This is a genomic window from Arthrobacter sp. KKT183 (assembly GCF_055657625.1).
Map to the genome: position 1 here is coordinate 2,454,592 of NZ_CM145770.1, position 25,187 is coordinate 2,479,778.

General features: G+C 62.4%; 28 protein-coding genes. 11 read left to right on the forward strand and 17 right to left on the reverse strand.

Annotation, left to right across the window (positions count from 1 at the left end; all coding sequences use genetic code 11):
• Positions 1 to 8 precede the first annotated feature (8 nt).
• Genes ACZ2GY_RS11615 through sigE form a run of 3 tightly spaced genes read right to left on the reverse strand, consistent with a single transcriptional unit; the run spans position 9 to position 2,111 of the window.
• On the reverse strand, positions 9 to 458 hold the full coding sequence (locus ACZ2GY_RS11615) for a twin-arginine translocase TatA/TatE family subunit (protein WP_277357640.1): 450 nt from the start codon (positions 456 to 458) through the stop codon (positions 9 to 11).
• A 41-nt stretch (positions 459 to 499) separates the two neighbouring features.
• Complete coding sequence (locus ACZ2GY_RS11620) at positions 500 to 1,471, reverse strand: anti-sigma factor family protein (protein ID WP_277357641.1); 972 nt, start codon at positions 1,469 to 1,471, stop codon at positions 500 to 502.
• Positions 1,472 to 1,475: 4 nt separating this feature from the next.
• On the reverse strand, positions 1,476 to 2,111 hold the full coding sequence (sigE, locus tag ACZ2GY_RS11625; protein WP_277357642.1) for an RNA polymerase sigma factor SigE: 636 nt from the start codon (positions 2,109 to 2,111) through the stop codon (positions 1,476 to 1,478).
• Positions 2,112 to 2,415: 304 nt separating this feature from the next.
• Between sigE and ACZ2GY_RS11630 the strand changes: the two genes are divergently transcribed.
• Complete coding sequence (locus ACZ2GY_RS11630) at positions 2,416 to 3,054, forward strand: O-methyltransferase (RefSeq protein WP_277357643.1); 639 nt, start codon at positions 2,416 to 2,418, stop codon at positions 3,052 to 3,054.
• Positions 3,055 to 3,079: 25 nt separating this feature from the next.
• Here ACZ2GY_RS11630 and ACZ2GY_RS11635 read toward each other — a convergent pair whose 3' ends face one another.
• From ACZ2GY_RS11635 to ACZ2GY_RS11650, 4 genes are all read right to left on the reverse strand, one after another.
• Complete coding sequence (locus ACZ2GY_RS11635; RefSeq protein ID WP_081737717.1) at positions 3,080 to 3,247, reverse strand: DUF3117 domain-containing protein; 168 nt, start codon at positions 3,245 to 3,247, stop codon at positions 3,080 to 3,082.
• 147 nt (positions 3,248 to 3,394) lie between these two features.
• The gene (locus ACZ2GY_RS11640) at positions 3,395 to 3,973 is read right to left on the reverse strand and encodes a DNA-3-methyladenine glycosylase I (protein WP_277357644.1); all 579 of its coding nucleotides are present in this window, start codon (positions 3,971 to 3,973) and stop codon (positions 3,395 to 3,397) included.
• Positions 3,970 to 4,299, reverse strand: a complete 330-nt coding sequence (locus ACZ2GY_RS11645) for a DivIVA domain-containing protein (RefSeq protein ID WP_277357645.1) — start codon at positions 4,297 to 4,299, stop codon at positions 3,970 to 3,972. Before ACZ2GY_RS11645 ends, ACZ2GY_RS11640 begins: the two co-directional genes overlap by 4 nt.
• 3 nt (positions 4,300 to 4,302) lie before the next feature.
• Complete coding sequence (locus ACZ2GY_RS11650) at positions 4,303 to 5,085, reverse strand: LOG family protein (RefSeq protein ID WP_277357646.1); 783 nt, start codon at positions 5,083 to 5,085, stop codon at positions 4,303 to 4,305.
• A 117-nt stretch (positions 5,086 to 5,202) separates the two neighbouring features.
• On the opposite strand from ACZ2GY_RS11650, the gene ACZ2GY_RS11655 reads away from it, so the two are divergent.
• From ACZ2GY_RS11655 to ACZ2GY_RS11670, 4 genes are all read left to right on the forward strand, one after another.
• Positions 5,203 to 5,991 (forward strand): amino acid ABC transporter ATP-binding protein, encoded by a 789-nt coding sequence (locus ACZ2GY_RS11655; protein WP_277357647.1) that lies wholly within the window; start codon positions 5,203 to 5,205, stop codon positions 5,989 to 5,991.
• Between the two features lie 42 nt (positions 5,992 to 6,033).
• Positions 6,034 to 6,876 (forward strand): glutamate ABC transporter substrate-binding protein, encoded by an 843-nt coding sequence (locus ACZ2GY_RS11660; RefSeq protein ID WP_277357648.1) that lies wholly within the window; start codon positions 6,034 to 6,036, stop codon positions 6,874 to 6,876.
• A 68-nt stretch (positions 6,877 to 6,944) separates the two neighbouring features.
• Positions 6,945 to 7,622 (forward strand): amino acid ABC transporter permease, encoded by a 678-nt coding sequence (locus tag ACZ2GY_RS11665; protein WP_277357649.1) that lies wholly within the window; start codon positions 6,945 to 6,947, stop codon positions 7,620 to 7,622.
• Positions 7,619 to 8,497 (forward strand): amino acid ABC transporter permease, encoded by an 879-nt coding sequence (locus ACZ2GY_RS11670; protein WP_346027126.1) that lies wholly within the window; start codon positions 7,619 to 7,621, stop codon positions 8,495 to 8,497. The genes ACZ2GY_RS11665 and ACZ2GY_RS11670 overlap by 4 nt, the downstream gene beginning before the upstream one ends.
• Positions 8,498 to 8,547: 50 nt before the next feature.
• Here the strand turns inward: ACZ2GY_RS11670 and dapE are convergent, their stop codons facing one another.
• On the reverse strand, positions 8,548 to 9,639 hold the full coding sequence (gene dapE, locus ACZ2GY_RS11675; protein ID WP_471671945.1) for a succinyl-diaminopimelate desuccinylase: 1,092 nt from the start codon (positions 9,637 to 9,639) through the stop codon (positions 8,548 to 8,550).
• 118 nt (positions 9,640 to 9,757) lie between these two features.
• On the opposite strand from dapE, the gene dapD reads away from it, so the two are divergent.
• A complete protein-coding gene (dapD, locus tag ACZ2GY_RS11680; RefSeq protein ID WP_277357652.1) occupies positions 9,758 to 10,726 on the forward strand; it encodes a 2,3,4,5-tetrahydropyridine-2,6-dicarboxylate N-succinyltransferase in 969 nt (322 codons plus the stop codon).
• An 8-nt stretch (positions 10,727 to 10,734) separates the two neighbouring features.
• The gene (locus ACZ2GY_RS11685; protein WP_056544339.1) at positions 10,735 to 11,604 is read left to right on the forward strand and encodes a hypothetical protein; all 870 of its coding nucleotides are present in this window, start codon (positions 10,735 to 10,737) and stop codon (positions 11,602 to 11,604) included.
• A 6-nt stretch (positions 11,605 to 11,610) separates the two neighbouring features.
• Here the strand turns inward: ACZ2GY_RS11685 and ACZ2GY_RS11690 are convergent, their stop codons facing one another.
• Positions 11,611 to 12,222 (reverse strand): hypothetical protein, encoded by a 612-nt coding sequence (locus ACZ2GY_RS11690; protein WP_471671946.1) that lies wholly within the window; start codon positions 12,220 to 12,222, stop codon positions 11,611 to 11,613.
• 146 nt (positions 12,223 to 12,368) lie between these two features.
• Here ACZ2GY_RS11690 and galE point away from each other — a divergent pair, with 146 nt between their 5' ends.
• Positions 12,369 to 13,382 carry a UDP-glucose 4-epimerase GalE gene (galE, locus tag ACZ2GY_RS11695; RefSeq protein ID WP_471671947.1) on the forward strand — a complete coding sequence of 338 codons (1,014 nt, stop codon included), beginning with the start codon at positions 12,369 to 12,371 and terminating at the stop codon, positions 13,380 to 13,382.
• 94 nt (positions 13,383 to 13,476) lie between these two features.
• On the opposite strand, the gene ACZ2GY_RS11700 is transcribed toward galE, so the two are convergent.
• The 3 genes from ACZ2GY_RS11700 to fdxA all read right to left on the reverse strand — a co-directional run bounded on the left by ACZ2GY_RS11700 (position 13,477) and on the right by fdxA (position 16,365).
• On the reverse strand, positions 13,477 to 14,760 hold the full coding sequence (locus ACZ2GY_RS11700) for a citrate synthase (RefSeq protein WP_277357655.1): 1,284 nt from the start codon (positions 14,758 to 14,760) through the stop codon (positions 13,477 to 13,479).
• A 131-nt stretch (positions 14,761 to 14,891) separates the two neighbouring features.
• Positions 14,892 to 15,977 carry a succinyldiaminopimelate transaminase gene (gene dapC / locus ACZ2GY_RS11705; protein ID WP_471673587.1) on the reverse strand — a complete coding sequence of 362 codons (1,086 nt, stop codon included), beginning with the start codon at positions 15,975 to 15,977 and terminating at the stop codon, positions 14,892 to 14,894.
• 61 nt (positions 15,978 to 16,038) lie between these two features.
• The gene (fdxA, locus tag ACZ2GY_RS11710) at positions 16,039 to 16,365 is read right to left on the reverse strand and encodes a ferredoxin (RefSeq protein ID WP_056544327.1); all 327 of its coding nucleotides are present in this window, start codon (positions 16,363 to 16,365) and stop codon (positions 16,039 to 16,041) included.
• 122 nt (positions 16,366 to 16,487) lie between these two features.
• Between fdxA and ACZ2GY_RS11715 the strand changes: the two genes are divergently transcribed.
• The gene (locus ACZ2GY_RS11715) at positions 16,488 to 16,760 is read left to right on the forward strand and encodes a putative acetyltransferase (protein WP_471671948.1); all 273 of its coding nucleotides are present in this window, start codon (positions 16,488 to 16,490) and stop codon (positions 16,758 to 16,760) included.
• A 26-nt stretch (positions 16,761 to 16,786) separates the two neighbouring features.
• A complete protein-coding gene (locus ACZ2GY_RS11720) occupies positions 16,787 to 17,281 on the forward strand; it encodes an ArsR/SmtB family transcription factor (protein WP_277357658.1) in 495 nt (164 codons plus the stop codon).
• Positions 17,282 to 17,301: 20 nt separating this feature from the next.
• Here ACZ2GY_RS11720 and ACZ2GY_RS11725 read toward each other — a convergent pair whose 3' ends face one another.
• The 3 genes from ACZ2GY_RS11725 to ACZ2GY_RS11735 form a co-directional block, all read right to left on the reverse strand.
• Positions 17,302 to 17,787, reverse strand: coding sequence for a hypothetical protein (locus tag ACZ2GY_RS11725; protein ID WP_471671949.1), 486 nt, complete (start codon positions 17,785 to 17,787; stop codon positions 17,302 to 17,304).
• Between the two features lie 27 nt (positions 17,788 to 17,814).
• Positions 17,815 to 19,731 (reverse strand): translational GTPase TypA, encoded by a 1,917-nt coding sequence (gene typA, locus ACZ2GY_RS11730; protein ID WP_056544321.1) that lies wholly within the window; start codon positions 19,729 to 19,731, stop codon positions 17,815 to 17,817.
• Positions 19,732 to 19,917: 186 nt separating this feature from the next.
• Entirely contained in the window at positions 19,918 to 21,753 is a 1,836-nt protein-coding gene (locus ACZ2GY_RS11735) for an ABC transporter ATP-binding protein (RefSeq protein WP_471671950.1), read from the reverse strand.
• A 101-nt stretch (positions 21,754 to 21,854) separates the two neighbouring features.
• Between ACZ2GY_RS11735 and ACZ2GY_RS11740 the strand changes: the two genes are divergently transcribed.
• Entirely contained in the window at positions 21,855 to 22,484 is a 630-nt protein-coding gene (locus ACZ2GY_RS11740; protein WP_277357661.1) for a PH domain-containing protein, read from the forward strand.
• A gap of 53 nt (positions 22,485 to 22,537) precedes the next feature.
• On the opposite strand, the gene ACZ2GY_RS11745 is transcribed toward ACZ2GY_RS11740, so the two are convergent.
• Entirely contained in the window at positions 22,538 to 23,560 is a 1,023-nt protein-coding gene (locus ACZ2GY_RS11745; protein WP_056544313.1) for an ABC transporter permease, read from the reverse strand.
• On the reverse strand, positions 23,557 to 25,098 hold the full coding sequence (locus ACZ2GY_RS11750; protein ID WP_277357662.1) for an ABC transporter permease: 1,542 nt from the start codon (positions 25,096 to 25,098) through the stop codon (positions 23,557 to 23,559). The genes ACZ2GY_RS11745 and ACZ2GY_RS11750 overlap by 4 nt, the downstream gene beginning before the upstream one ends.
• Positions 25,099 to 25,187: the final 89 nt, after the last annotated feature.

The following is a 25,187-nucleotide window of genomic DNA, read 5'->3' on the forward strand; positions in this document are numbered from 1 at the left end:
GGAGCGCTTCAAGTGGCCTCGTGATCATAAGGGGCGGCCTGACCGGCGCTCAGGCGTGGGGAGCTGACCGGAGTCTGCGCCGGTGCGGTGCCCTCCGGCGAGTTGACTGAAGCTGCACCGTTCGCCGTTGCTCCGGATGAAGCTGCGATTGAGCGGGACTGGGGTTTCGAGCCGTTTTCACTGACGGGTTTGATGGCGTCTTCGATGTCATCAAGAAGGGCCTCCTTGATGATGCGCCGCGGATCATACTGGCGTGGGTCGAGCTTGCGCCAGTCGACGTCGTCGAATTCGGTGCCTACTTCTTCACGAAGTTGTTCGCGGGCTCCGGTGGCCATCCGGCGCAGCCCCTTGACCAATTGCGCAAGTTGGGAAGCGTATTCGGGCAGCCGTTCGGGACCAAGGACGATGACAGCGATGAGCGCCAAAAGAAGGAACTCGTATCCGTTGATTCCAAACACCTTCGAAGCCTACCTGCAGGACAACCCTGAATCTATTTACGTCACGGCGCCGGCTGCGCCAGCTTCCCAAGCCCGCGGAGGATGCGGCTCAGGGGGTCGCTCGGTGCATCCGGGCGTGAATAGGCCAGCTGGGAGTGTTCATTGAACATCAACTGGCTGACCGCACGCGGCATGTCGGCGACGGGCAGGGTGGAGACCACTGTGTACGTGGCGGAACCGGAATCGATCACAAGCTGCCACGCGCGACCCGGATGCAGCCAAACCGTCTGTTCTGCCCCGCCGATCTCCTCGAATCCATCCTCTTCGACGGTGTTGCCGGTTGCCGCATTGACCGGAGCGGCCTCCATGCCCTCGGTCCCGCCGCGCTGTTCGTAAATGGTCAGGGAATGGCTTCCGTCGGAGAGTTCCAACTGCAGGGTGGGCCTGCCTTCGATCTCAAGCGCTTCAGCGCGGACGAGATCGAAACCGAGCGTCTGCAACTCGGGACAGAACCAGCCGTCGTCACGCAGCTGGTCAATCTGCGTGGAGGTCAAAGTGGCCGGCGCGGCTGTTGCCACGGTCTGGAAGCTTTCCGTCACCGACGCTGAACCGCCTGCAGCCGTCAGGTCACCGGCGTTCACCTCCGATCCAAGCGCGTACGCGGCCGTGAGCGTTGCTACTGCGGCGACGGCGAGTGCGCTGCCCACGGCGATGACGGCACGGTTGCGGTGCATGAACGGCTCGTCGACGGGGACGCTCTCATCGAGAGTGAGGTGAGTCGCCGAAATTCCAGCAGCTCGAGGCTGAGACACATCACCCGATTGCTCCGTGGATCTGCGCAGAATACGCTCGAACAGCTCCTCGGACGGTCCCGGGGTGGATGTGCTCCTCAGCCGCCGGCGGATAGCCTGTTCCTGCTCCACGACTTCGTGGCACTGGTTGCAGCGAAGCAGGTGCTTCTCGACGGCGCACTGACGAGCCAGACTGAGCTCGCCCGCCACATAGTCGATCAGGAAACGGGTTGGGTGGCGCATGGATCTAGCGGGCACCTGCTATGCGCGGCAGGCTGAGGCGGGGTGGGGCGGATTCGGACTGCCGGGGATCCCGGTGGGCAAGTTTCTCCCGAAGGATGGTGCGGCCACGGTGGATCCGAGAGCGCACAGTACCGAGCTTGACGCCGAGCGCGCGCGCAACTTCGTCATACGGAAGTCCCTCCAGGTCACACAGGACAACAGCAGCACGGAAGTCCGGCGGCAGCTCCTCAAGGGCCGCCTGTACGTCGAGGTCGAGGTTGTTGAATTCGAAGCTGCGTTCCGGGCTGGGGTGGGTGCTGGGCAGGCGATTCTCGGCATCATCGGCAAGCCCATCGAAGCGGATGCGATTCTTGCGCCGTGCCTGATCCAGGAAGAGGTTGGTGGTGATGCGGTGAAGCCAGCCGTCCAGCGTTCCGGGCTTGAAGTTAGCAAGCGAACGGAAGACACGCACGAAAACCTCCTGCGTGAGGTCCTCGGCATCATACTTGTTGCCAGTCAGCCGGTATGCAAGCCTGTAGACCTTTGGTGAGTGGTCCCTGACCACTTCCTCCCATGTTGGAGGGACCCAGTCGGATACCTCCTGATCGTGCTCTCCGGTGGTGGCGTTCCCTGCTGGTGCCACTATGCGCGAAGTAGACATCGACCTTCTCCTCTCGCCCTCGATTGAATGTGCGCGATGCCCGCCTATAGAGCCGGAACCGCGTGCATATGGTATTCGGGGCTTTGCCTCTTTTGGATGCCTCGGATCGCATCTCTTGCATATTCATGGTGCCGGATGTAGCTGAGAGCCCGCTGAATAAATGGCGCGAGTCTCCGGGGCGCGGGGCTGTCCGGAAACGGCGTTACCGGTGCCCATGCCGGATCGGCAGTAGGCTGGAAGCGGCGGCGTCCGGTAGCCCGGACGGCTACGATCACCCTTTGGCTCCTGGACAGAACGGAACATCATGAGCGCGCAGAAGCAGGCGAATTGGTCCTACACGGAAGGCCTGCCCGTTGAAGATGATGTTTTGCTCCGGGCGAGGGACCGATCCCACGAGCTCGGAGTTTCCCCCGTCAGTACGGGAATTGCGGCGGCTCTGACGGTACTCGCTGCTGCGTCAAAAGCGATGACCGTGGTGGAAGTCGGCGCCGGGGCGGGTGTTTCCGGCGTATGCCTGCTGCGCGGCATGGGCCAGAACTCAGTGCTGACAACTATCGATTCGGATGTAGACCATCTTCGGGCTGCACGCGAGGCCTATGCCGAGGCAGGAATTCCGGCGAACCGCACCCGGACTATTTCCGGGCGGGCAGCCGACGTACTTCCCCGCTTGACCGATGCTGCCTACGACCTTGTTTTCATCGATGCGGACAAGGCCAACCTTCCGCTCTACGCTGACCAGGCAGTCCGTCTGTTGAAGCGCGGAGGACTGATTCTGATCAACGACGCCCTTGACGGTGGCAAGGTTGCCGACCCCGCGGTACGGGACGCCTCCACGAACACCTTGCGGCAGGTAGGCAAGACGCTGCGCACTAACGATCAGTTGGTCAGCACGCTGGTGCCGGCCGGGAATGGTCTCCTGATGGCCGTCAAGATGCCGGCCTGAACTTCCGCCTGAAAACCCTGGTTCTCTAACCCGTTACCGTGAGCAGGCAATCCTTGAGCTTGCCTGCTTCTTCAGCGTTGAGCTCGACGACGAGGCGTCCACCGCCGTCGATCGGAACCCGCATGATGAGGCTGCGTCCCTCTTTGGTGACCTCCATGGGTCCATCACCGGTACGGGGTTTCATCGCAGCCATCTAAGTAGTTTCCTTCCACGGTGCGCGACCGGACGAAGGCCGCGGTCAACATTGCACGGCGGAGACTCCCCCGTACGCTCGTCCTTTCCCTATTATCCCGCAGAAGTGCGTGCCGAGCTAATCGCAGGTGCGGCGCCCATCACACCGCTACGCTGAATTGTTCCGCACCCAGCAGGACGCAAGGTGATCGTTGACGTATCCGGTTGCCTGCTGCATGGCATAGGCGGTGGTGGGACCGACGAAGCGGAACCCGCGGGATCGGAGTTCTTTCGCAAGCGCGACAGACTCCGGCACTACGGCGGGAACATCGGTGAGTGCTTGCGGCGCTGGTTTCGGCGCCGGCCGGTGCGCGTCCAGGATTCCTCCAAGCGTTGTGCCCGCGGGCAACGCGAGGAGCGCGTGGGCGTTCGCAATGGTTGCGAGGATTTTGGCCCGGTTGCGCACAATGCCTGCATCGCCGAGGAGGCGTGTGACGTCGTCGTCATCGAAAGCGGCAACTCTCCGCGGTTCGAATCCGGCGAAAGCCACACGAAAATTCTCCCGCTTGCGGAGGATAGTGATCCAGCTCAGCCCGGACTGGAACGCTTCGAGACTGATCCTTTCGAAGAGCGCAGCCTCGCCCGTGACCGGGCGTCCCCATTCGTTGTCATGGTAGGCCTCGTAGTCCGCGCTCGACACTGCCCAACCGCACCGCAGGCGGCCATCGCTGCCGCTGACCGCGCTCACCGGCGCTCCCGGTTCTGCTCCTGTAGTGCTTCAATGAGAGCATCGCGTTCGGCGAGGGCGGCTGCCAGACTGTCCAGGACCTCGTCCACCTGATCCATGCGATACCCACGCAGCCCAAGCGAAAAGCGGACACTGCCGATGTCCGTAGCGCTCGGGTGTTCCGGGAGCAGGACCGGCGGCAGGGAAGGCGTCGGTTCAACCAGGCCGGGAAGGGCTCCGGGCTCTCCTCCTGAAGACCCGCTCCCGCGGGGCCACCCACGCCCGACGGCGAAGAACGCAGTGGCGCCCACTGCCGCAACCGCAACCACAACGAGGAAAACCGTCATGGCTTAGGGCCCGGTGTGCCGTGCTGTATCAGCGAGTACGGCACGTACGGCGTCGGCCGGGTCATCGACCAGGTGAACCAGTGACAGGTCCTTCTCCGAAATCATTCCGTTGGCGAGCAGCGTGTTCCGCACCCAGTTCCACAGCGGACCCCAGAACTCGGAACCGATCAGTACGATCGGGAAGGACGTGACCTTCTGCGTCTGGACCAGCGTCATCGCTTCAAAGAGCTCATCCAGGGTTCCGAAGCCTCCGGGCAACACAATGAAGCCCTGTGCGTACTTGACGAACATTGTCTTGCGGGCGAAAAAATAGCGGAAGTTGATGCCGAGATCCACCCACTCGTTCATGCCCTGTTCGAAGGGCAGTTCGATGCCGAGCCCCACGGAAACACCGCCGGCCTCGCAGGCACCCTTGTTCGCAGCCTCCATTGCACCCGGGCCGCCGCCGGTGATGACGGCGTACCCGGCTTCCACCAGGAGCCGTCCCACTTCTTCACCCATTGCGTAGTACGGGGAATCCCTCGGAGTCCGCGCGGAGCCAAAAACGCTGATCGCCCGACCCAATTCGGACAGGGTTCCAAAACCTTCCACGAATTCGCTTTGGATCCGCAGGACCCGCCAGGGATCAGTCTTGGTGAAGGGGGTTTCCTCATCGGAGTCCAACAGGTACTGATCGGACTGCGCCGTGCTCGCCTGGTCCCGACGGAGTTCTACCTGTCCGCGACGCCGCGCCGGTGCCGCGGGAGGGCCGGTGTGCTGATCGTTTGTGCCGCTGTGGGGACTCATATACCCAAGGCTAACCGCCGCAGGGACCCTTCCGCGTTGGTTGCTCTTGAATCACGATTTCCACTTTCGGCCAGCCGCTGTATCGCCGGTCGGGAATTCTTCGCTACATTTCTTTCTATGACTCGTGACACACAGTCGAGCACGCCAACGTCCGCGTCCAACTCGTCAGCACAGCCTCTCGTCTCTTTGAAGAACGTCAACAAGCACTTCGGTGAGCTGCATGTACTCAAGGACATCAACCTCGAAGTTGCCCGCGGCGAGGTGGTGGTGGTGATCGGCCCCTCCGGATCAGGCAAGTCCACGCTCTGCCGCGCCATCAACCGTCTGGAAACCATCGACAACGGCGAGATCCGGATCGACGGGAAGGAAATGCCGGCAGAAGGCAAGGCCCTGGCAAAGCTCCGTGCTGATGTCGGCATGGTCTTCCAATCCTTCAACCTGTTCGCGCACAAGTCCATCCTCGAGAACGTCTCTCTCGGCCCTGTGAAGGTCAAGGGGATGAAGGCCGCCGCAGCGAAAGAGCTTTCGATGTCGCTGCTGAAGCGCGTTGGCGTGGACAACCAGGCACAGAAGCTCCCCGCGCAGCTATCCGGGGGCCAGCAGCAGCGCGTCGCCATTGCACGGGCCCTCGCCATGCAGCCAAAGGTGATGCTGTTTGATGAACCGACGTCCGCGCTGGACCCGGAGATGATCAATGAGGTCCTGGATGCCATGGTTGCACTGGCCAAGGAAGGGATGACCATGATTGTGGTCACCCACGAGATGGGCTTTGCCCGCAAAGCTGCCGACCGCGTGATCTTCATGGCTGACGGCCAGATCGTTGAACAGGCCACCCCGGAAGAGTTCTTCACCAATCCGCAAAGTGATCGCGCCAAGGACTTCCTCGGCAAAATCCTTGCCCACTGACCACCTACGAATTCCCATCAGGAAATAACGCGAGGAGAAATCATGCGAAAAACACGATACGGCGCATTGGCGATGGCCGCGGCTGCCGCACTCACCCTGTCCGCCTGCGGCGGCGGAGGCGAGCCTGAAGGCGGCGGAGAAGGCACCGGCGAAGCAGCTGCTGATTCCGTACGCATTGGCATCAAGTTCGATCAGCCCGGCCTCGGCTTCGACGAGGGCGGCGAGTACACCGGCTTCGACGTCGATGTGGCCAAGTACGTAGCAGGCGAGCTCGGCTACAGCGAAGACCAGATTGAATGGGTGGAAGCCCCTTCGGCCAACCGCGAGAACATGCTGGCCAACGAGCAGGTTGACATGATTTTCGCAACGTACTCGATTACGGACACCCGCAAGGAAACCGTCGACTTCGCCGGTCCATACTTCATTGCCGGTCAGGACCTGCTGGTTCCTGCGGACAGCGACATCTCCGGTCCTGAGGATCTTGAGGGCAAGAACCTCTGCTCAGTCACCGGATCAACGTCGGCGACCAAGATCAAGGAAGAGTACCCCGGCGTCAACCTTGTCGAGCAGCCAGGCTACGCCGAGTGCGTTTCCGTCATGGCGAGCGGTGCTATTGACGCCGTCACCACCGATGACATCATCCTTGCCGGTCTCGCTGCCAATGCGGAAAGCGGCGACTTCAAGGTTGTCGGCAACACCTTCTCGGAGGAGCGCTACGGAGTCGGCCTCACCAAGGGGAGCGAGCTCTGCTCGGACATCAACGCGGCGATCGAGAAGATGATCGAAGAAGGCGCCTGGGAAGAAGCACTGGCGAACAACCTTGAAGGCGTTGACTACGAGCCGAACTCGGAACTGAACCCGCCGACGCCCGATGACTGCGTCTGATTGACACTCATCGCGGTGGGGCGGCTCCGGCTGTCCCACCGCTCATCTATGTATGGGAGGCCGAATAAATGGAGGACTATCTGTCCCTCCTGGTCGAATACGATGTCCTCGGGGCATTCTGGGTCAATATTCAGCTGACCCTGTGGGCTGGGGTTTGGGCGCTGTTGCTGGGCACGCTTCTCGCGCTCATGCGAATCTCACCCATCGCGAGCCTGCAATGGCTCGGCGCGGCGTACGTCAACATCTTCAGGAACACGCCCCTGACGATCATCCTCGCCTTCGGGTTCCTCGGCCTGTTCGGCCAACTCGGCTTCACGCTTGCTGAAGACCTCAATGTCAGCCTCTTCCGGATCGCTATCCTCGGGCTTGCCATTTACCACGCAGCCTTCGTTTGTGAAGCTATTCGCAGCGGAGTGAACACGGTCCCCCTCGGCCAGGCTGAAGCGGCCCGTGCAATAGGTCTCAGTTTCATGCCGGCTGCCCGCCTGATCATTCTCCCGCAGGCGTTCCGAGGGGCGATTGCGCCGCTCGGTAACGTACTGATTGCGCTCATCAAGAATTCGACGGTCGCGGCAGCGGGATCAGTTGCCATCGAGACCTCAACGGTGATGAAGGAGATGATCGAGTTCCGCTCCGACGTTATTTATCCAATTTTCTTCACATTCGCGCTCGGATTCGTCATTCTCGTCATCCCAATCGGCCTGCTCACAACCTGGGCTTCGAAGAAACTGGCGGTGGCACGATGAGCGTACAGCAGGTTCTGTTTGATGCGCCGGGCCCGAAGTCCCGTCGCAATATACTGATCGGCAACATCATCGGTGCCGTTCTGATTGTCGGACTCATCGGCTATCTGATCATGGCACTGGCCGCTCAGGGGCAGTTTGCGCCCGAAAAATGGACTCCATTCCTGGAGTGGGACACCTGGCGGTTCTTCCTGCTCGAGGGGCTGCTCTACACCCTCCGTGCGGCCGCTATCTCGGTTGTCACCTCTATCGTCTTCGGTTTGATCTTCGGTTTGGGTCGACTTTCCCATGTTGCGGTCATCCGGTGGATCAGCGGAATCGTCGTCGAATTTTTCCGGGCAGTACCCGTGCTCCTCATGATGATCTTCTTCTGGTTGCTCCTCGGCACCCTTGACCTCCTCCGTCCGCAGGACTCGCCGTTCGCTGCGGTAGTCCTCGGACTCACGCTGTATAACGGTTCGGTCATCGCCGAACTCGTGCGGTCCGGCGTGTTCAACCTCCCGAAAGGACAGCGAGAGGCAGGACTGGCGATCGGTATGACGAGAAGTCAGTCGCTGCGCTCGATCGAGGTTCCACAGGCACTGGTCGCCATGCTGCCTGCACTAGTCAGCCAGTTTGTCGTCATCCTCAAAGACTCAGCGCTGGGGTACATCATCACGTACTCCGAGCTACTCGCCTACTCCCGTCGGTTGGGATCGGGCGAGGGAAACATCTTCCAGGCCCTCATCGTCGCTGCGGTGATCTTTATCATCATCAACTTCATGTTGACCACTTTCGCCACCAAGCTCTCCGGCCGATTGAGCTTCAGGACCGGCGGAAAGACCCGTAAGGAAAAGAACGAGAAAGTACTTTTGACCGACCCGACTAACGCCGGTTAGACCAAACGCAGATTCCTCCGTCGAACAACTGGCTCGCCTCGACCTCAGGTCTAGGCGAGCCAGTCGCTTAATGCCTTGAGGCAGGTACGGACAGCATCTGCATGGACGTGTTCGTCGTCCGAGTGTGCAAGGAGCGCGTCGCCGGGACCGAAGTTCACGGCGGGTATGCCGAGTGCGCTGAAACGCGCCACGTCGGTCCAGCCGTACTTCGGCTTCGGCTCCCCACCGACTGCAGCGACGAAGGCAGCGGCAGCTGGATGGTTCAGCCCGGGGCGCGCGCCGGCTGCCGCATCCGTCCGCTCCACCTCAAAACCAGCAAGCAGGTCACGCACATACTTTTCGGCGTCCTCGGGGGTCTTATCCGGAGCAAACCGGTAATTCACCTCGGCAACGGCACGATCGGGAATGACATTCCCCGCGGTGCCACCGCTGATCAGGACAGCATTGAGGCTCTCCCGGAAATCCAGTCCGTCCACCGATACCGTGGCCGGCTCGTGGTCCCGAAGCCGAACAAGCACCTCCGCCATTGCGTGAATGGCGTTCTTCCCCATCCAGGCCCGTGCAGAGTGGGCGGCGCGCCCCGTCGTCGTGATATTGAAGCGGGCCGTTCCATTGCAGCCGCCTTCGACAGTGCCGTTGGTGGGTTCGAGCAGCACCGCGAAATCCGCCTCGAGCCAGTCCGGGTACCTGTCAGCCAACCGGCCCAGTCCACTGAGGGATGCCTCGACTTCCTCATGGTCATAAAAGACGTAGGTGATGTCCCGGGACGGCTCTGTCAGCGCGGCAGCAAGCGCCAACTGGACGGCGACTCCGCCCTTCATGTCGGTGGCACCGCGTCCATAGAGAACCTCGCCCTCCCAGGTGCTCGGGACGGTACCGCGGGAGCCTGGCACATGCGGCAGCGGCACAGTATCGAGATGACCGGCCAGGATGACCCGTTCGGCACGGCCGAGGTTGGTGCGGCCGATCAGCGAATCACCGTCCCGGACCACTTCCAGGTGGGAACACGCGCGAAGGATCCCCTCCACCTCTTCAGCCAATGCCCGTTCGTTACCCGAGACACTGTTGATGTCGATGATATCCGCGGTGAGCTGAGCCACATCGGCGAAGGGATCAAGGCGCGCGCTGTCGGAAGCTGTCATGATCCCCAGCGTACTGGCCTCCCGCCCCGCGCCGAGCGAAGCGAGGGGTGGGAAGCCGGGCGTGCGTACTGGGCGATGTGGCGGGAGCCGGTAACAGCTACTCGGTAGAATGGAAGCCATGACTGAAACGGCTTCTGCTTCCCTGACCCCCTCCGAGACCTCCACGCGGACCGCTTTCGGCGTCGGCCTGGCCACGCTGGCTGAAGACGGAACGACACTCGATGTCTGGTATCCGCAGCCGGTTCTTGGCGACGCTTCAGGCGAGGCCGATGCGCTGCGCAGCGAACTAGCGGCTATTGCAGCGCCGGACGCGCTGCGCGGAGTGACCCAGGAAGTAGTCACCACCGTGTCTTCGCTCGACGACGCGCCCGCCGACGCAGCGGATGCCTACCTCCGGCTCCACCTGCTCTCGCACCGGCTCGTCCAGCCGAACAGCATAAACCTCGACGGCCTCTTCGGACTGCTCGCGAACGTCGTGTGGACAAACTTCGGCCCGTGCGCCGTCAACAACTTCGAAACCACCCGCCTGCGCCTGCGTTCCCGCGGCACGGTGGTGGTGTACGGCGTGGACAAGTTCCCACGCATGGTCGATTACGTGATGCCCTCGGGCGTTCGGATCGCCGACGCCGATCGGGTTCGCCTGGGCGCACACCTCGCCGAGGGGACCACCGTCATGCACGAAGGTTTCGTCAACTTCAATGCCGGAACTCTGGGCCACTCAATGGTCGAGGGACGCATTTCCGCCGGCGTCGTCGTGGGCAACGGCTCCGATATCGGCGGCGGGTCCTCGATCATGGGTACCCTCTCAGGCGGCGGCAAGGAACGCATCAGCATCGGCGAGCGCTGCCTCCTCAGCGCACAGGCCGGCATCGGTATCTCCCTCGGTGACGACTGCGTGGTGGAGGCCGGCCTCTACATCACGGCAGGAACCAAGGTGACCCTCCCGGATGGCTCGATCGCCAAGGCTGCCGACCTCTCGGGGCAGTCCGGAGTGCTCTTCATCCGCAACTCGACCACCGGCGTCGTCGAAGCCCGGCAGCGCTCGGGGCAGGGCATCGCACTGAACGCTGCGCTCCACGCCAACTAGGGATTTGAGTGCTCCAGACCAAGAAGCAGGCCCGACGACGGCGCCGCCTTCGCGCAGCCGGTGTCCTCACACTGTTGACGGCGGTGGTCGGCGGTGGAGCCTACCTGGCCATCAGCCAACTGAACTCCTCTGAGGTGCTGGTCCGTGAGCGGTGCAGCGCCGTCGTCGGTACAGATACCTATGAGCTGGCGCCGGAGCAGGCCGCAAACGCATCCACCATCGCGGGAGTAGCCGTGACCCGTGGCCTGCCGCCGCGCGCGGTATCGATTGCGCTGGCCACCGCCGTCCAGGAATCGGGCCTGCGGAATTTGGACTACGGCGACCAGGCGGGGCCGGACTCCCGGGGACTGTTTCAGCAGCGTCCGTCCCAGGGCTGGGGCACCGAGGAGCAGGTGCAGGATCCCATTTACGCTGCCGGCGCCTTCTACGATGAGCTGGTCACCGTTCCGGGATATCAGAGTCTGCCCATCACGGAGGCCGCACAGCTCGTTCAGCGCAGCGCTTACCCGGACGCTTATGCCGATCACGAGCCTGAGGCGCGCGCGTTCGCCTCAGCGCTGACGGGCCAATCCCCCGCCTCGCTGAACTGCGTACTGCGTAAGCCCGTTGCATCAGGCAGCGCGGCAGCGGTGACCGAACGCTTCGCAGCCGTCTTTCCAGCCCTACCCACAGCTGCAACCGAAGAGGGTCTCGTGACCAGCGCCTCCGGATCAGAGGGGTGGGCCGCAGCACAGTTTGCGGTGGCCAATGCCAAGGAACTGGGAATCACCTCCGTCTCCCATGCGGGACTGCAGTGGAACCGGGCCGACGGCGGCTGGACCACCGCAGAAACTGAGACCGGGCAGGTGCTGATCACCCTTGCCGAGGTCGCCGCCTAGCAGGCGCTACGCGATGATCTCCACCACCGGCTGGACATAGCTCCGGAAGGTCGCTTCGTCGTCGTAGAGGTCCTCGCTCAGAATGAGCATGTCTGGTTCGACATACCAGGCCCGGTCTTCACTCAGCGGCAGCTCCACCACGGAGAGCGAGAAGTTCCTCGCGGGCCGCCCAAGTTCGAGTTCGCGTTCCCGGACGAGATCACCGAACCGCCGCTGACCTACGTCGTGCATGCGCTGTTGTTCGCGCTCGCACCAGGATGCGTCACGCTCCTGCGTCCATTCCAATGCGGTCCCATAGTGAGCGAGGGTGAGGCGCTGAAGGGCGGGCATGGAGTCAAACTCCGGGAAGTCCGGCGGCGTAGGAAGTACCGTACCGTTTCCGTATCCGGCAACCAGTTGATACCACCAGGCCTCCCACTCCACCCGCAGCGCAGGAACGCCGCCGGCGGCGTGGACCACCTGGCGCGGATTCAGGCAGCGGACAGGGGGCTTCACCGGCGATACTGCAGGCTTGCCGATCACACCGAGGCCGGCGCAGTCCCGCAGATACAGCGCGAAGCACATGGCCAGAGACGTACCAGCTCCCACTTTCCAGGAGGGCGCTCCATTGACGTGCATGCGGTGTCCCCGCCTCTCCGCCGGCATAACCCGAACCGGCTCGCGCGTGATCCTCCAAGGGTAGACCGATAGCCCCGACGTCTCCAGAGCAAGAGCCTGGTGACTCACTTGGGTCCGAAATACCGCTGGTCGGTAGGCTTGAACCCATGAAGATACTCGTCACCGGCGGAAGCGGTTACATTGGCTCGCACACCACACTTGCACTCCTGGAGGCGGGCCACGACGTCGTCGTAGTGGACAACCTCTACAACTCAAGCGAAACCGCCCTGAGGCGGGTGGAGGAGCTGGCCGGCCGCGAGGTGGCTTTCCGCAAGGTGGATCTGCTCGACGAGCACGCGCTCGACGCCGTGTTCGAAGCCGAGGCCGTCGAGGCCGTCATCCATTTCGCCGGGCTGAAGGCCGTCGGTGAATCAGTGGAGAAGCCGCTGTTCTACTACCACAACAACGTGGGTGGAACCCTGAACCTGCTGCGCACCATGGACCGCCACAACGTGCACACCCTGGTCTTCAGCTCCTCAGCCACCGTCTATGGCGCTTCCGAAGAGGTACCCCTCATCGAGAAAATGCCGCTGGACGCAACCAACCCCTATGGGCGCACCAAGGAGCAGATCGAGGACATCCTGAGCGACGTCGGTGCCTCCGACGGCCGCTGGAACATCGCGCTGCTGCGTTACTTCAATCCGGTGGGTGCGCACGAATCGGGACGTATCGGCGAAGATCCAACGGGCATCCCGAACAACCTGCTGCCGTTCGTAGCTCAGGTGGCGGTCGGCAGACGGGAGAAGGTGTTGGTCTTCGGCAATGACTACCCCACCCCGGACGGCACCGGAATCCGCGACTACATCCACGTGGTGGACCTCGCGGACGGCCACGTAGCTGCCCTGAACTTTCTCACCTCCCACTCCGGGGTGCACCGCTGGAACCTGGGGACAGGTAATGGCTCATCGGTGCTTGAGGTGCTCGCAGCCTTCTCCAGGGCGGCCGGCCACGAGATCCCCTACGAGTTCGCTCCCCGGCGGCCGGGAGACGCAGCCGTCAGCTATGCGGACCCCTCGTCAGCATTGGCAGACCTTGGGTGGTCCGCGCATAAGTCACTGGACCAGATGTGCGAGGACCACTGGCGCTGGCAGAAGAACAACCCGCAGGGATACGCCTCCTAGCCAAGGCCACGGCAACGTGAAGTACGACGACGGCCGGTCACCTTCCTTGCGGAGGTAACCGGCCGTCGTCGTGCTGTTACTGCGTTTGGAACTTCTAGCGTGCGGGGTAGTGCCGCTCCCCGGCGCCCGTGTACAGCTGGCGCGGACGGCCGATCTTGGTCTGCGGATCCTGCATCATTTCGCGCCACTGCGCGATCCACCCCGGCAGGCGTCCGATCGCGAAGAGGACCGTGAACATTTTCTCCGGGAAGCCCATCGCCTTGTAGATGAGGCCGGTGTAGAAGTCCACGTTCGGGTAGAGCTTGCGTTCGATGAAGTAGTCATCAGCAAGGGCCTTCTCTTCGAGGCGCATTGCGATGTCCAGAAGCTCGTCGTTGCCGCCGAGCTTTGAAAGGATGTCGTGGGCGGTGGCCTTGACGATTTTGGCCCGCGGATCATAGTTCTTGTAGACGCGGTGCCCGAAGCCCATGAGCTTCACGCCGTCTTCCTTGTTCTTGACCTTCTCCATGAAGTCCTCGGGCTGCATGCCCTTGGCCTTGATCTCCCGGAGCATGTTCAGTACGGCTTCATTGGCGCCGCCATGCAGCGGGCCGAATAGCGCGTTGATGCCGGCGGAAATGGAAGCGAACATGTTGGCGTTCGAGCTTCCCACCAGGCGGACGGTGGAGGTGGAGCAGTTTTGCTCGTGGTCCGCATGAAGGATCAGCAGGAGGTCCAGCGCCTTAACCATGGTGGGATCGAGATCATAGGGCTCGGCAGGGAGGCCGAAGCACAAACGCATGAAGTTCTCCACTAGGTTCATGGAGTTGTCCGGGTACAGCATCGGCTGGCCGATGGACTTCTTGTGCGCGTACGCGGCAATGACCGGCAGCTTCGCCATCAGGCGGAACGTGGACAGCTCCACCTGCTCATCGTCGAACGGGTCCAGGGAGTCCTGGTAGAACGTGGACAGCGCCGAGACAGCTGAGGACAGCACCGGCATGGGGTGGGCGTCCCGTGGGAATCCGCCGAAGAAGCCCTTGAGCTCCTCGTGGAGGAGCGTGTGCCTGCGGATGCGGTTATCGAAGGCGGCGAGCTCAGTCGGTGTTGGCAGGTTCCCATAGATGAGCAGGTAGGAAACCTCAAGGAAACTCGAATGCTGGGCGAGCTGGTCGATGGGGTAGCCGCGGTAGCGCAGGATGCCCTGATCGCCGTCGATGTACGTGATTGCTGAGGTGGTGGCCGCGGTGTTCATGAAACCGGGATCGAAGGTAACGGCACCGGTCTGCTTGAGCAGCTTCGAGACATCGTACCCGTGGTTGCCCTCTGCCGCTTGGATCAGCGGGAGGCTCAGGCTTCCTCCGTCATACTGGAGTGAGGCGCCGTTGTGCTCAGTCATTGACTCTCCTTGTGGAGCTTATGGAAAAGCATGCGAAATTGCTGGATCAGCTCAGTCAGCTAAAACGCTACCGGCACAAACGCCTTCAGCACTAATCGGTTGAGGCGTTGTTGTGCAATAGCAACACGGTCTCACGCGGTGAGCCGGGCAGCCGCGGCAGCGACCCGCTCATCCGAACCCGTGAGCGCCACCCGGACGAACCCGTTCCCGGCGTCACCGTAGAACGTGCCGGGACCAACAATGATGCCCAGCTCCGCGAATCTCCTCACCGTCAGCCAGGTGTCTTCCCCCGCCGTCGCCCAGAGGTACAGGCCGGCGTTGGATGCGGAGATGGTCAGCCCGAAGGCCTCGAGAGCCGGTATGAGTTGCTCCCGCCGAGCCCGGTACAGGTCTTTCTGCGCGGCGACATGAGCGTCATCCGAAAGCGCTGCGCGCATGGCTTCCTGCACCGGATACGGCACGATCATTCCGGCATGCTTTCGCGAGTTGATGAGGTTAGCCAGCACCCCGCTGTCACCGGCCACGAACGCGGCCCGGTAACCGGCGAGGTTCGACTGCTTGCTCAGCGAGTAGACGGACAGCAGTTGTTCGGTGGACCCTCCGCTGACCCGTGCATCGAGGATGCTGGGCACCGGGTTCCCACCCTGGGCAGGATCCCAGGCGCCCCAGCCCAGTTCGGCGTAACACTCATCGGAGGCAACCATCGCGCCCAGTCCACGGGCGGCGTCGACCATGGCACGCAGGGCTTCAACGTCCTGGACCGCGCCGGTGGGATTCGATGGAGAATTGAGCCAGACCAGCCGCACCCGCGCCCGCGTGCCCGGATCCAGTTCAGCCAGCGAGTCCGCGGCCACCGGTGTTGCACCGGCGAAATGGGCTCCCATGTCATAGGTGGGATAGGCAACCGTGGGGCGCACAACGACATCGCCCGCTCCCAGCCCCAGCAACGTGGGCAGCCACGCAACAAGCTCCTTGGAACCCACCGTTGGCAGAATATCTGCCGGGTCAAGACCAACAACAGAACGACGACGGCGGTACCACTCGCTGATTGATTCCCTCAGCTCGATCGTGCCGTGAGTGGTGGGGTAACCGGGCGCATTCGATGCGTCGCGGAGCGCACGCTGGACAACCTCCGGCGTGGGATCCACGGGAGTTCCGATTGAGAGGTTGACCCCGCCGTCCGGATGCTTCCGGGCTTCCTCGATGTAGGGTGCCATGGCATCCCAGGGGTAGTCCGGAAGGTCGAGCCCGAAGGCCCGGTTGGGTGTCACGCTAACGTCACGCTTCCTGGTTCTGCGGCGGCAGGGCCGCAATGATCGGGTGATCCTTCCCGGTGTTGCCAAGCTTGGCGGCGCCGCCCGGCGACCCGAGATCATCAAAGAACTCGACGTTGGCCTTGTAGTACTCGGCCCACTCATCGGGCGTGTCGTCTTCGTAGTAGATCGCCTCGACCGGGCACACCGGCTCGCACGCCCCACAGTCCACGCACTCATCCGGGTGGATGTACAGCGAGCGTTCACCTTCATAGATGCAATCAACCGGGCATTCCTCAATGCAGGCCTTATCTTTCACATCCACGCACGGCTGTGCGATTACGTAGGTCACTTCCCACGCCTTCCCTAGGATTCTGGTGCCGCTAACGGCTCTTCGTCGCTCTTCCAGCTTAACGCAACAGGAGTTGGGACCGGCATCGACCGGCGCCCACCGTAATATGACAGGCTATGCCCATGTCCAGCTCCGCCGCACACCTGCTGACTTCCCTGCCGTTGGGGACCCGCGTTGTTGTCCGGTATCGGATCGAAGGCGGCCTCACGGATGCACTCGGCAACCTGGCTGCACGGGACGATCTGTCCTGCACCATTTCAGGAAGGCGCGGGGACGTCGTCGTTCCGCTGACTGCCGTGACGGCCGCCAAACCGGTGCCTCCCCCACCTCCGCGGCGCGGTCCGAGAACGCCCGCAGTAGGGTCAACCTCGCGATTGACTAAATTCAATCAGTAAGTGCCTGCTGACGTATGCTGGAAATCATGGAAACAGATGAGGACGTCCAGGCACGCGGCAGGGCGCTGAGCTCCCCCGTCCGGCTCAGGATCCTCCGGCTTTGCCTGCATAAGGCACGCACCAATAAGGAAATCGCCGAGGTGCTGGATCTCAATCCCGCCACGGCGCTGCACCATGTGCGGACTCTGCTCGCCACCGAGTTTTTGAAGGCCGAGGAGCCGCGGACGGGCAATCGCGGCGCGAAGGAAATCCCCTATCGCGCCACCGGATTGTCGTGGGGAAGCCGCATGCCCAACGCGGCCCCTGTACTCGTCGAAACGTTCCTTCAGGAAATAGACGGGCTGAACCCCTCGGAGATCGACGTGTGGCGTCTTGGAGTGCGGCTCAATGACGCCAACCGCGCCGAGATGATGGAGAAGATCCGCCACGTGTTCGAGGAATACGCCCGGCGGGAATCGGACGAGGACGGCACCGCGACCTCCATCATGCTGGCCCACCACATAGACCGCACCGCGGACTGAGACAGTACTACAGAGCTTCGTTACAGAGCTTCGGCTTCAGGACGGGCTGACGGCCGCAACGCCCACCAGGACAGGGCAACGGCTGCAACCGTTCCGACGGCCAGTCCCACCACCCAGACATAGCCGGCAATGGCCACAGGCGGAAGCGCGCCCTCCACCCCAACGCCGGCAGCGATAAGGGCACCGGCGGAAAAAGAAGCCGCGAGCCCCACCAGGATGTACGCGACTACTCCGGTCAGGGCTGCGAAAAAGATGCTGCGGGCAGCCACGGCAACGAACACGGCAATACTGGTCGCAAGCACTACAGAGGCAAGCGCACCGGCCGGAATCCCGACACCGTTCACGTACCAGATATGGGCATGAAGCGCGGTGCCAAGCACAGCCGCAAGTGAGCCGCCGAGGACGGAGGCGAGGACTCCGCGCGGGCGGTCGCCGCTACGGGCAGAAGGAACGACGACGGCGGCCGGATTGGCGCCGTCGTCGTCCTTCTGTTTGTTCACCTGCATGCCGGGAGCCGGCAACTGCCTACCCTGCTAGGCGCGGGCGCGGGAACGGGCAGCGCGCATGCGCTCGTTGGGATCGAGAACCACCTTGCGGATGCGGATGGACTCCGGAGTCACCTCGACGCACTCGTCTTCCCGCGCGAATTCGAGTGATTCCTCGAGCGTGAGATTGCGGGGAGGCGTCAGGTTCTCGAAGGTGTCGGAGGAAGCGGCACGCATGTTGGTGAGCTTCTTTTCCTTGGTGATGTTCACTTCCATGTCATCGGCGCGTGAGTTCTCGCCGACGATCATGCCCTGGTACACCTCGGAGGTCGGCTGCACAAAGAAGGAACCGCGTTCCTGCAGGTTGATCATGGCGAACGGGGTGACCACCCCGGCGCGGTCCGCGATCATCGATCCGTTGGTGCGGTACTCGATGTCCCCTGCCCACGGCTCGTAGCCCTCGGAGTAGGAGGACGCGATTCCAGCGCCGCGGGTGTCCGTCAGGAACTTGGTACGGAAACCGATGAGCCCCCGGGCCGGAACGATGAATTCCATCCGAACCCAACCGGTGCCGTGGTTGGACATGTTGGTCATGCGGCCCTTGCGTGCCGCCATCAGCTGGGTAACACCGCCAAGGTACTCTTCGGGAACGTCGATGGTCATGTGCTCCATGGGCTCATGGATTTTCCCGTCAACAGTCCGGGTAACAACCTGCGGCTTGCCGACGGTCAGCTCAAAACCTTCGCGGCGCATCTGCTCCACAAGAATGGCCAGCGCCAGCTCTCCACGTCCCTGGACCTCCCAGGCGTCCGGGCGGGCGGTGGGTAGAACGTTCAGCGATACGTTGCCGATCAGCTCCTTATCAAGCCTGTCCTTCACCTGTCGCGCAGTAACCTTCGCGCCCTTGACCTTCCCGGCCAGCGGCGAGGTGTTGATACCGATGGTGACGGAGATAGCCGGATCATCCACGGTGATCAATGGAAGGGGCTGCGGGTTGTTGACGTCGGTCAGGGTTTCACCGATGGTGATGTCCTCGATACCGGCGACAGCAACAATCTCTCCCGGTCCAGCGGATTCGGTGGGGACGCGGTCCAGGGCCTTGGTGGCGAGCAACTCAGTGATCTTAACGGTCTTCAGTTCACCGTTCTGGCGGGCCCAGGCGACCTGCTGACCCTTGCGGAGCGTGCCGTTGAAGATACGGAGCAGAGCGAGGCGGCCAAGGAACGGCGATGCGTCCAGGTTGGTGACGTGGGCCTGCAGGACGCCCTCCGGGTTGTACCGTGGCGCCGGGATGTGGTCGATGATGGTCTTGAAGAGCGGCTCAAGATTGTCATTCTCAGGGACGGTGCCGTCTGCCGGCTGCTCCAGGGAAGCCGCTCCAGCTCGCGCCGCAGCGTAGACCACGGGAACGTTGAGCACGAGGTCCAGGTCGAGATCGGGGACCTCGTCGGCCAGGTCCGAAGCAAGGCCGAGCAGCAGATCCATGGACTCGCTGACGACCTCGTCGATACGGGAGTCAGGACGGTCGGTCTTGTTGACCAGCAGGACAACCGGCAGCTTCGCGGCCAGCGCCTTGCGCAGCACAAAGCGGGTCTGCGGCAGCGGGCCCTCGGAGGCATCAACAAGCAGGACCACGCCGTCTACCATGGACAGTCCGCGCTCAACCTCGCCGCCGAAGTCAGCGTGGCCGGGCGTGTCAATGACGTTGATGGTGATTGTTTCGCCCTCAGCCGATGGGCCGTCGTAGAACACGGTGGTGTTCTTGGCGAGGATGGTGATGCCCTTTTCGCGCTCCAAGTCCCCCGAGTCCATGACCCGGTCCTCAAGATGGTTGTGGGCGGCGAAGGAATTGGTCTGCCTCAGCATCGCGTCAACGAGCGTCGTCTTGCCATGGTCTACGTGCGCCACGATGGCAACGTTGCGAAGGTCACTGCGGATTGCAGTGTTGCTCGTGGATACAGACATGCGGAATGACTCGTTTCGTCGGGGATTTCGTCGGGATTGCGGAGGTGCCGGGGGAAAATGGAAGCGGGCAGCACAGCGCGCACTACTACCAGTCTAAGCGCTAGGCAAAAGATGGCCTAACGGGCACATTAAACGACGACGACGGCACCCACCGCAGCGGGCGCCGTCGTCGTTCGTGGAAGCTGGCTACTCGGCTGCGGCCAGGAGCTGCGCGCGCAGCTCACGTCGCTCGCGCTGCTTCTCCGGATCCGGCAGCGGCACAGCCGCAAGGAGCCGCTGCGTGTAGGGATCCTGGGGGTTGCGCAGAATCTGGTCGCGGGTACCCTGCTCGACGATCCTGCCGCGCCGCATCACGCAGATGTGGTCGGCGAGAACGTCCACCACCGCGAGGTCATGGGTGACGAACAGGCAGGCAAAACCCATTTCCTTCTGAAGGTTCTGGAACAGCTCTAGCACCTTGGCCTGGACGGACACGTCCAGCGCGGACGTGGGCTCGTCAGCAACCATGAGCTTGGGCTTCAGCGACAGCGCGCGCGCAATGCCGACGCGCTGCTTCTGCCCACCCGAGAGCTCGTGCGGGTAGCGGTTCCGGTAGGCACGCGGAAGCTCCACCTGGTCGAGCAGTGTCTCGATGCGCTTCTGCAAGGCGGAGCCCTTGGCTTCTCCGGCGAGGAACATCGGTTCGCCGATGCTTTCACCGATGGGCAGCCGGGGGTTCAGCGACGAGGACGGGTCCTGGAACACCATGCCGACGCTGCGCCGAACTGCGCCGAGTTCCCGGGAGGTGGGCTTGAGACCGGAGATGTCAGTACCCACGACCTTGAGCGCTCCTTCGGCAACGGGAAGGAGCCCGACCGCTGCGCGCCCGATGGTGGTCTTGCCCGATCCGGACTCCCCCACCAATCCCATGACTTCGCCTGGACGGATGCTCAAGGTTGCGTTCTCAACCGCACGGAAGGCCGGAACCCGGCCCTGCTTGGGGTACTCGATGGCCACATTCACCAGGTCGAGTACTGCTTCTCCCCTGCTCTCCCGCTCTGCCTGAACTTCCTTCTCCAGACCCTGGAGGACAACCCGCTCCCGGCGCTGAAGCTCTTCAGCGTCTACGCCGGCCAGCTCCGATTTGGTTGCTGCTGCAAGGGCCGCGGTGATGTCGACGTCGTCACCGCCGCCCTCTGCTCCCTGGCCCAGGTGTGGTACAGCTGCGAGCAGATCCTGGGTGTAGGGATGTTCGGGCCGGCTGAAAATCTTCTCTGCCGTGCCTGATTCCACAATGACGCCCTGACGCATGACGGCGATGCGGTCTGCGAGGTCCGCGACAACTCCCATGTCGTGGGTGATGAGCACGATGGCGCTGTCGAGCTTGTTGCGCAGGTTGCGCATCAGGTCGAGGATTTCGGCCTGGACTGTCACGTCGAGTGCGGTGGTGGGCTCATCTGCGATGAGGAGCTTGGGATCACACGAGAGTGACTGGGCGATCATGGCGCGCTGCCGCTGTCCCCCGGAGAGCTGGTGGGGGTAGGAACGGAAGGCTTTCTCGGGATCAGGAAGCTCCACCATGTCCAGCAGTTTGAGGGTGCGCTCCCTCGCCTCATCGGGCGAGATTGCGTTGTGCAGACGCAGAGTCTCGACGATCTGGAACCCGACCGTGTACACGGGGTTCAGCGCCGTCATCGGCTCCTGGAAGATGACCGCGACGTCATTGCCGCGCACCTCCCTCATCTTCCCCGGGGAAAGATTGAGGATTGACCTGCCGTTCAATATCACCTCTCCGGTGACACGGCTGTTGCTGGGCAGGAGCCCGAGAAGCGCCATCGAGCTTGCGCTTTTGCCTGACCCGGACTCCCCGACGATCGCAAGCACTTCACCTGCGTTCACGTAGTAGCTCAGGTCAATGGCCGCCGGGACCCATTCCTTCTCCACCCCGAAGTCGACGCTGAGGTTTCGAACTTCGAGCACCGGTCCGCGAGCGGATTCCGTTGGATCATTGCTCCCGTTGCCGTCAATGATGTCGTGGGTCATAGTGCTGTCCTTCCACTGTGTGACCGTGCGTACGGCGCTTTTGGGCGGGCTGTTTTCCCGCTGATTACTGCGCTGACACTAAATGTTGGAAATATGGGGGGATGAACTCGCCTACCGGTCCGATCCAGACCACTGTCTTCCGCCCCCGCAGCAGCCGCTGGATACTCGCGATTGCGGGCGCCGTCGTCGCGGTGGGTCTGATCGCCTCCGTTGTGACGTCCGGACTGCAGGCGCTCGCTACTGCCGCGCCGCTGCTCGCGGTAGCGGCCGTGGCATGGTGGTTGTTCTGGTTTCCGGCGGTGGTTGTCGGGCCTACCGGCGTTCAACTGCGCAACCCGGTCCAGACCGTTGATGTTCCGTGGGCCGGCCTCATCCACGTCGACACCAAGTACGCACTGAAGCTCGTCACGCCGAGCGGCAGCTACAGCGCCTGGGCTGCGCCTGCTCCCGGAGTTCGCGGAACCCACGCGGGCAAGCCGGAGCACATGCAGAACCTTCCGGGCACCAGCTACGGAGCGGGTGGAAGCGTTCGCCCCGGGGACCTCAGCAACACCGATTCCGGCCTTGCTGCCCTGCTGGTCCGATCCGAGTGGGAACGGCGTGTGGACAGCGGTCTGATCGACGTTGACGCTACCGAGGCAGCGCGGGTGGAGCGCCGCATCAACTGGCAACCGCTTGGCGTGATCGCCGGCCTGCTGCTGCTGAGCGTCATTACCTTCGCCCTGCAGTGACAGCAGACCGGCGCGACCGGCGCTGAGCCGGGCACCAAAGAGTATACGGTTCATCAGGCCGGCTTCTTAGGTTCTGCAGCCTTCTTGGCGTTGAACTTCTTCTGCCGGGGGTCGAAGGCATCTCGCAGCCCGTCACCGATGAAGTTGATCGACAGGCAGATGATCACAATGAACAGACCCGGCCACCAGAAGAGCCACGGGCGGGTGCTGAAAGCCGCCTGGTTGGCACTGATGAGGCTACCCAACGAGATATCAGGAGCCTGGACGCCGAGTCCGAGGAAGGACAGCGCCGTCTCCAGCAGGATCGCGGACGCCATGACCAGGGTGGTGTTGACGATGATCACGCCCACGGCGTTCGGCACGATGTGCTTGAAGATGATCCGCGAGTTGGAAGCGCCTGCGATGCGGGCTGCATCGACGAACTCCCGTTCGCGGAGGCTGAGGAATTCACCGCGGACCAAACGCGCGAGGCCGGTCCAGATGATGAATCCGACGAAGACTCCCAGTAGGATGACGCCGGCGCTGCCGCCGAAGATCGCCCCGAAGAAGGTGCCCGGCCCAGAAATGGAGTTGCCGAACGTGCCCAGCACCGCTGCGATGATCACCAGCGGGATGATGATGATGACGTCAGTGAGACGCATCAGCAGCGTTTCCACCCAGCCGCGGAAGTATCCGGACACACCACCAATAACGACGCCGATGATGCCGCCCACGAGTCCAATCAGGAACATCACAATCAGGGACAGCTGCGCACCGCGCATGGTCATGGCGAAGAGATCGCGCCCCACGCGGTCCTGCCCAAAGGGATGGTCACCAAAATTGAACGGCAGTGTCCAGGTGGGTGCACCCGTGGGATTGGCAAGTGGCGGTGTTTCCACGTAGTCCCACTTCCACCAGCCGGGAATTCCGGCATAGCCCACTGAGGTAAACGCCATGATGACGACGCCCGCAAAAATGACCATGCTGACCACAGCGGCAGTGTGGCCGAAGAAACGCTTGCGGACCAGTTGGCCCTGACTGAGGCCTCTCGCCTCAGGCTGCTTCGATCGCTTTGATTCTTGTGCTGCAGTGCTCATGCTTTCACCCTCACTCGCGGGTCAAGAACGGAGTAGACGAGGTCGGCCACCAGGTTGAAGACCAGGGCAACAATGCCCGTGATCAGGAAGACTCCCATGACCGGATTGAGGTCCTGCCTTCCGAGTGCCTGAACGAACAGTTGGCCCATGCCGCTGAAGGCGAACACCTGCTCGGTGATGATGGCGCCGCCGATGAGCGCACCAATGTCGAAGGCAACGAGCGTGGCCAGCGGAATGAGCGCATTGCGGAATGCGTGACGCATCACGACCGTGCGTTCCCCCAGGCCCTTCGCCCTTGCGGTACGAATGTAGTCCTGATTCATGATTTCCAGCATCGACGCCCGTGAATAGCGGCTGTAACCCGCAAGGGAGATCAACATCAGGGCAATCGTGGGAAGCAGCAGGTGCGTATACGTGTCCAGTCCCCGCACCCAGAAGTCTCCTTCGAGGTTGGGGGTGGAAGCACCGATTGTCGCGATTGGACGGCCGTTGACCCGGTTGTTGTTGAAGTAGGAGGGCCACGCCTGCATGAAGCGGTCCAGCAGGATCAGGAACCCCATCAGGAACGCGGTGAGCCCCGCTGCTGTCATGTTCTGACGCTTGTCGTAACCGCCCATGAAGTATCCGACGACGAGGCCGACCAGGACGGTGGCAACACCGAGCAGAACCACCATCAGGAGCGTTGCACGGTCCAACAGGGGCTGCACCGCGAAGTACGCGACAATTCCGATCGCGACGACGATCAGGGAGCTGTAGAGGGCCTTGCGATTCTTCAGGCCGGCAGTCAGCAGGGTCACGCCGTAGGCGATGCCGACCGAGAGGAGAGCCACGACAATCGGTCCAAAGCCGGGCGTGAGGAACCAACCGGTGAGGTCGAGGAACCAGATAATGCCGAAGGCGAAGACAAATCCGATCGCTGCCCACAGAAGGCGGCGCTTCAGGGATCCTGACGTACTCAGGTAAAAGAGGAATGCGCCAACCAGCCCGCACACCATTGTGGCAAAGAAGCTGATGTCCGGTTCACTCAGGAAGTTGTTGAATCCGATTGCCCCGAACTCCTTCAGGAGAACAGCAACCCAGAACACCGGCAGCGAGAAGAAGAGGAACGCCATGAACGTGACACCGTAATCGAGTCCGCTGTACTGCCGGAGCGCGGTCACGATGCCCAGCGTGATGCCAATGACAATGGCAAGGATGGTGGCGGCTGTGACGAGCATGATGGTCTGCCCCATTGCACGACCGAGGAGCTGTGTCACCTCAATACCGGTCACACTGTTGCCGAGATCGCAGGTGAGTGCGAACGGGACGACGCAGCGAACTGCGCCGGATACCCAGGAGAAATACCGCAGGATGGGCGGCACATCGAGATCCAGTAGATCGATTCGCTGCTGGATGAGCTGCTCACGATTGGGGGCGTTGCTTTGGCGCAGATCCGCGAGTGGATCTCCTGAATATGCAGTCAGGATGTACACGAGGAACGAAGCGCCAAAAAGAATGAGTACGGCGGCGATCAGCCGCCTGACAATGTACGTCAACATAGTCTTTTTTGGCCTCAGGGGTTTAGGAAGCGGGTTGTGCCCGACATGTCGGACTGAGTGTAATCCACGTTACGTTTAGTCAAAATTTG

Excerpts from the sequence above, each read along its gene's own strand:
- ACZ2GY_RS11700 (WP_277357655.1), bottom strand. The coding sequence starts at position 14,760 with ATGACTGAGCACAACGGCGCCTCACTCCAGTATGACGGAGGAAGCCTG.
- ACZ2GY_RS11665 (WP_277357649.1), top strand. The coding sequence starts at position 6,945 with ATGGAGGACTATCTGTCCCTCCTGGTCGAATACGATGTCCTCGGGGCA.
- ACZ2GY_RS11745 (WP_056544313.1), bottom strand. The coding sequence starts at position 23,560 with ATGAGCACTGCAGCACAAGAATCAAAGCGATCGAAGCAGCCTGAGGCG.
- dapE (WP_471671945.1), bottom strand. The coding sequence starts at position 9,639 with ATGACAGCTTCCGACAGCGCGCGCCTTGATCCCTTCGCCGATGTGGCT.
- dapD (WP_277357652.1), top strand. The coding sequence starts at position 9,758 with ATGACTGAAACGGCTTCTGCTTCCCTGACCCCCTCCGAGACCTCCACG.
- sigE (WP_277357642.1), bottom strand. The coding sequence starts at position 2,111 with ATGTCTACTTCGCGCATAGTGGCACCAGCAGGGAACGCCACCACCGGA.
- ACZ2GY_RS11735 (WP_471671950.1), bottom strand. The coding sequence starts at position 21,753 with ATGACCCACGACATCATTGACGGCAACGGGAGCAATGATCCAACGGAA.
- ACZ2GY_RS11630 (WP_277357643.1), top strand. The coding sequence starts at position 2,416 with ATGAGCGCGCAGAAGCAGGCGAATTGGTCCTACACGGAAGGCCTGCCC.
- ACZ2GY_RS11655 (WP_277357647.1), top strand. The coding sequence starts at position 5,203 with ATGACTCGTGACACACAGTCGAGCACGCCAACGTCCGCGTCCAACTCG.
- ACZ2GY_RS11635 (WP_081737717.1), bottom strand. The coding sequence starts at position 3,247 with ATGGCTGCGATGAAACCCCGTACCGGTGATGGACCCATGGAGGTCACC.
- ACZ2GY_RS11725 (WP_471671949.1), bottom strand. The coding sequence starts at position 17,787 with ATGCAGGTGAACAAACAGAAGGACGACGACGGCGCCAATCCGGCCGCC.
- ACZ2GY_RS11660 (WP_277357648.1), top strand. The coding sequence starts at position 6,034 with ATGCGAAAAACACGATACGGCGCATTGGCGATGGCCGCGGCTGCCGCA.
- ACZ2GY_RS11715 (WP_471671948.1), top strand. The coding sequence starts at position 16,488 with ATGTCCAGCTCCGCCGCACACCTGCTGACTTCCCTGCCGTTGGGGACC.
- ACZ2GY_RS11740 (WP_277357661.1), top strand. The coding sequence starts at position 21,855 with ATGAACTCGCCTACCGGTCCGATCCAGACCACTGTCTTCCGCCCCCGC.
- dapC (WP_471673587.1), bottom strand. The coding sequence starts at position 15,977 with ATGGCACCCTACATCGAGGAAGCCCGGAAGCATCCGGACGGCGGGGTC.
- ACZ2GY_RS11620 (WP_277357641.1), bottom strand. The coding sequence starts at position 1,471 with ATGCGCCACCCAACCCGTTTCCTGATCGACTATGTGGCGGGCGAGCTC.
- galE (WP_471671947.1), top strand. The coding sequence starts at position 12,369 with ATGAAGATACTCGTCACCGGCGGAAGCGGTTACATTGGCTCGCACACC.
- ACZ2GY_RS11690 (WP_471671946.1), bottom strand. The coding sequence starts at position 12,222 with ATGCACGTCAATGGAGCGCCCTCCTGGAAAGTGGGAGCTGGTACGTCT.
- ACZ2GY_RS11720 (WP_277357658.1), top strand. The coding sequence starts at position 16,787 with ATGGAAACAGATGAGGACGTCCAGGCACGCGGCAGGGCGCTGAGCTCC.
- typA (WP_056544321.1), bottom strand. The coding sequence starts at position 19,731 with ATGTCTGTATCCACGAGCAACACTGCAATCCGCAGTGACCTTCGCAAC.
- ACZ2GY_RS11750 (WP_277357662.1), bottom strand. The coding sequence starts at position 25,098 with ATGTTGACGTACATTGTCAGGCGGCTGATCGCCGCCGTACTCATTCTT.
- ACZ2GY_RS11645 (WP_277357645.1), bottom strand. The coding sequence starts at position 4,299 with ATGACGGTTTTCCTCGTTGTGGTTGCGGTTGCGGCAGTGGGCGCCACT.
- ACZ2GY_RS11650 (WP_277357646.1), bottom strand. The coding sequence starts at position 5,085 with ATGAGTCCCCACAGCGGCACAAACGATCAGCACACCGGCCCTCCCGCG.
- ACZ2GY_RS11670 (WP_346027126.1), top strand. The coding sequence starts at position 7,619 with ATGAGCGTACAGCAGGTTCTGTTTGATGCGCCGGGCCCGAAGTCCCGT.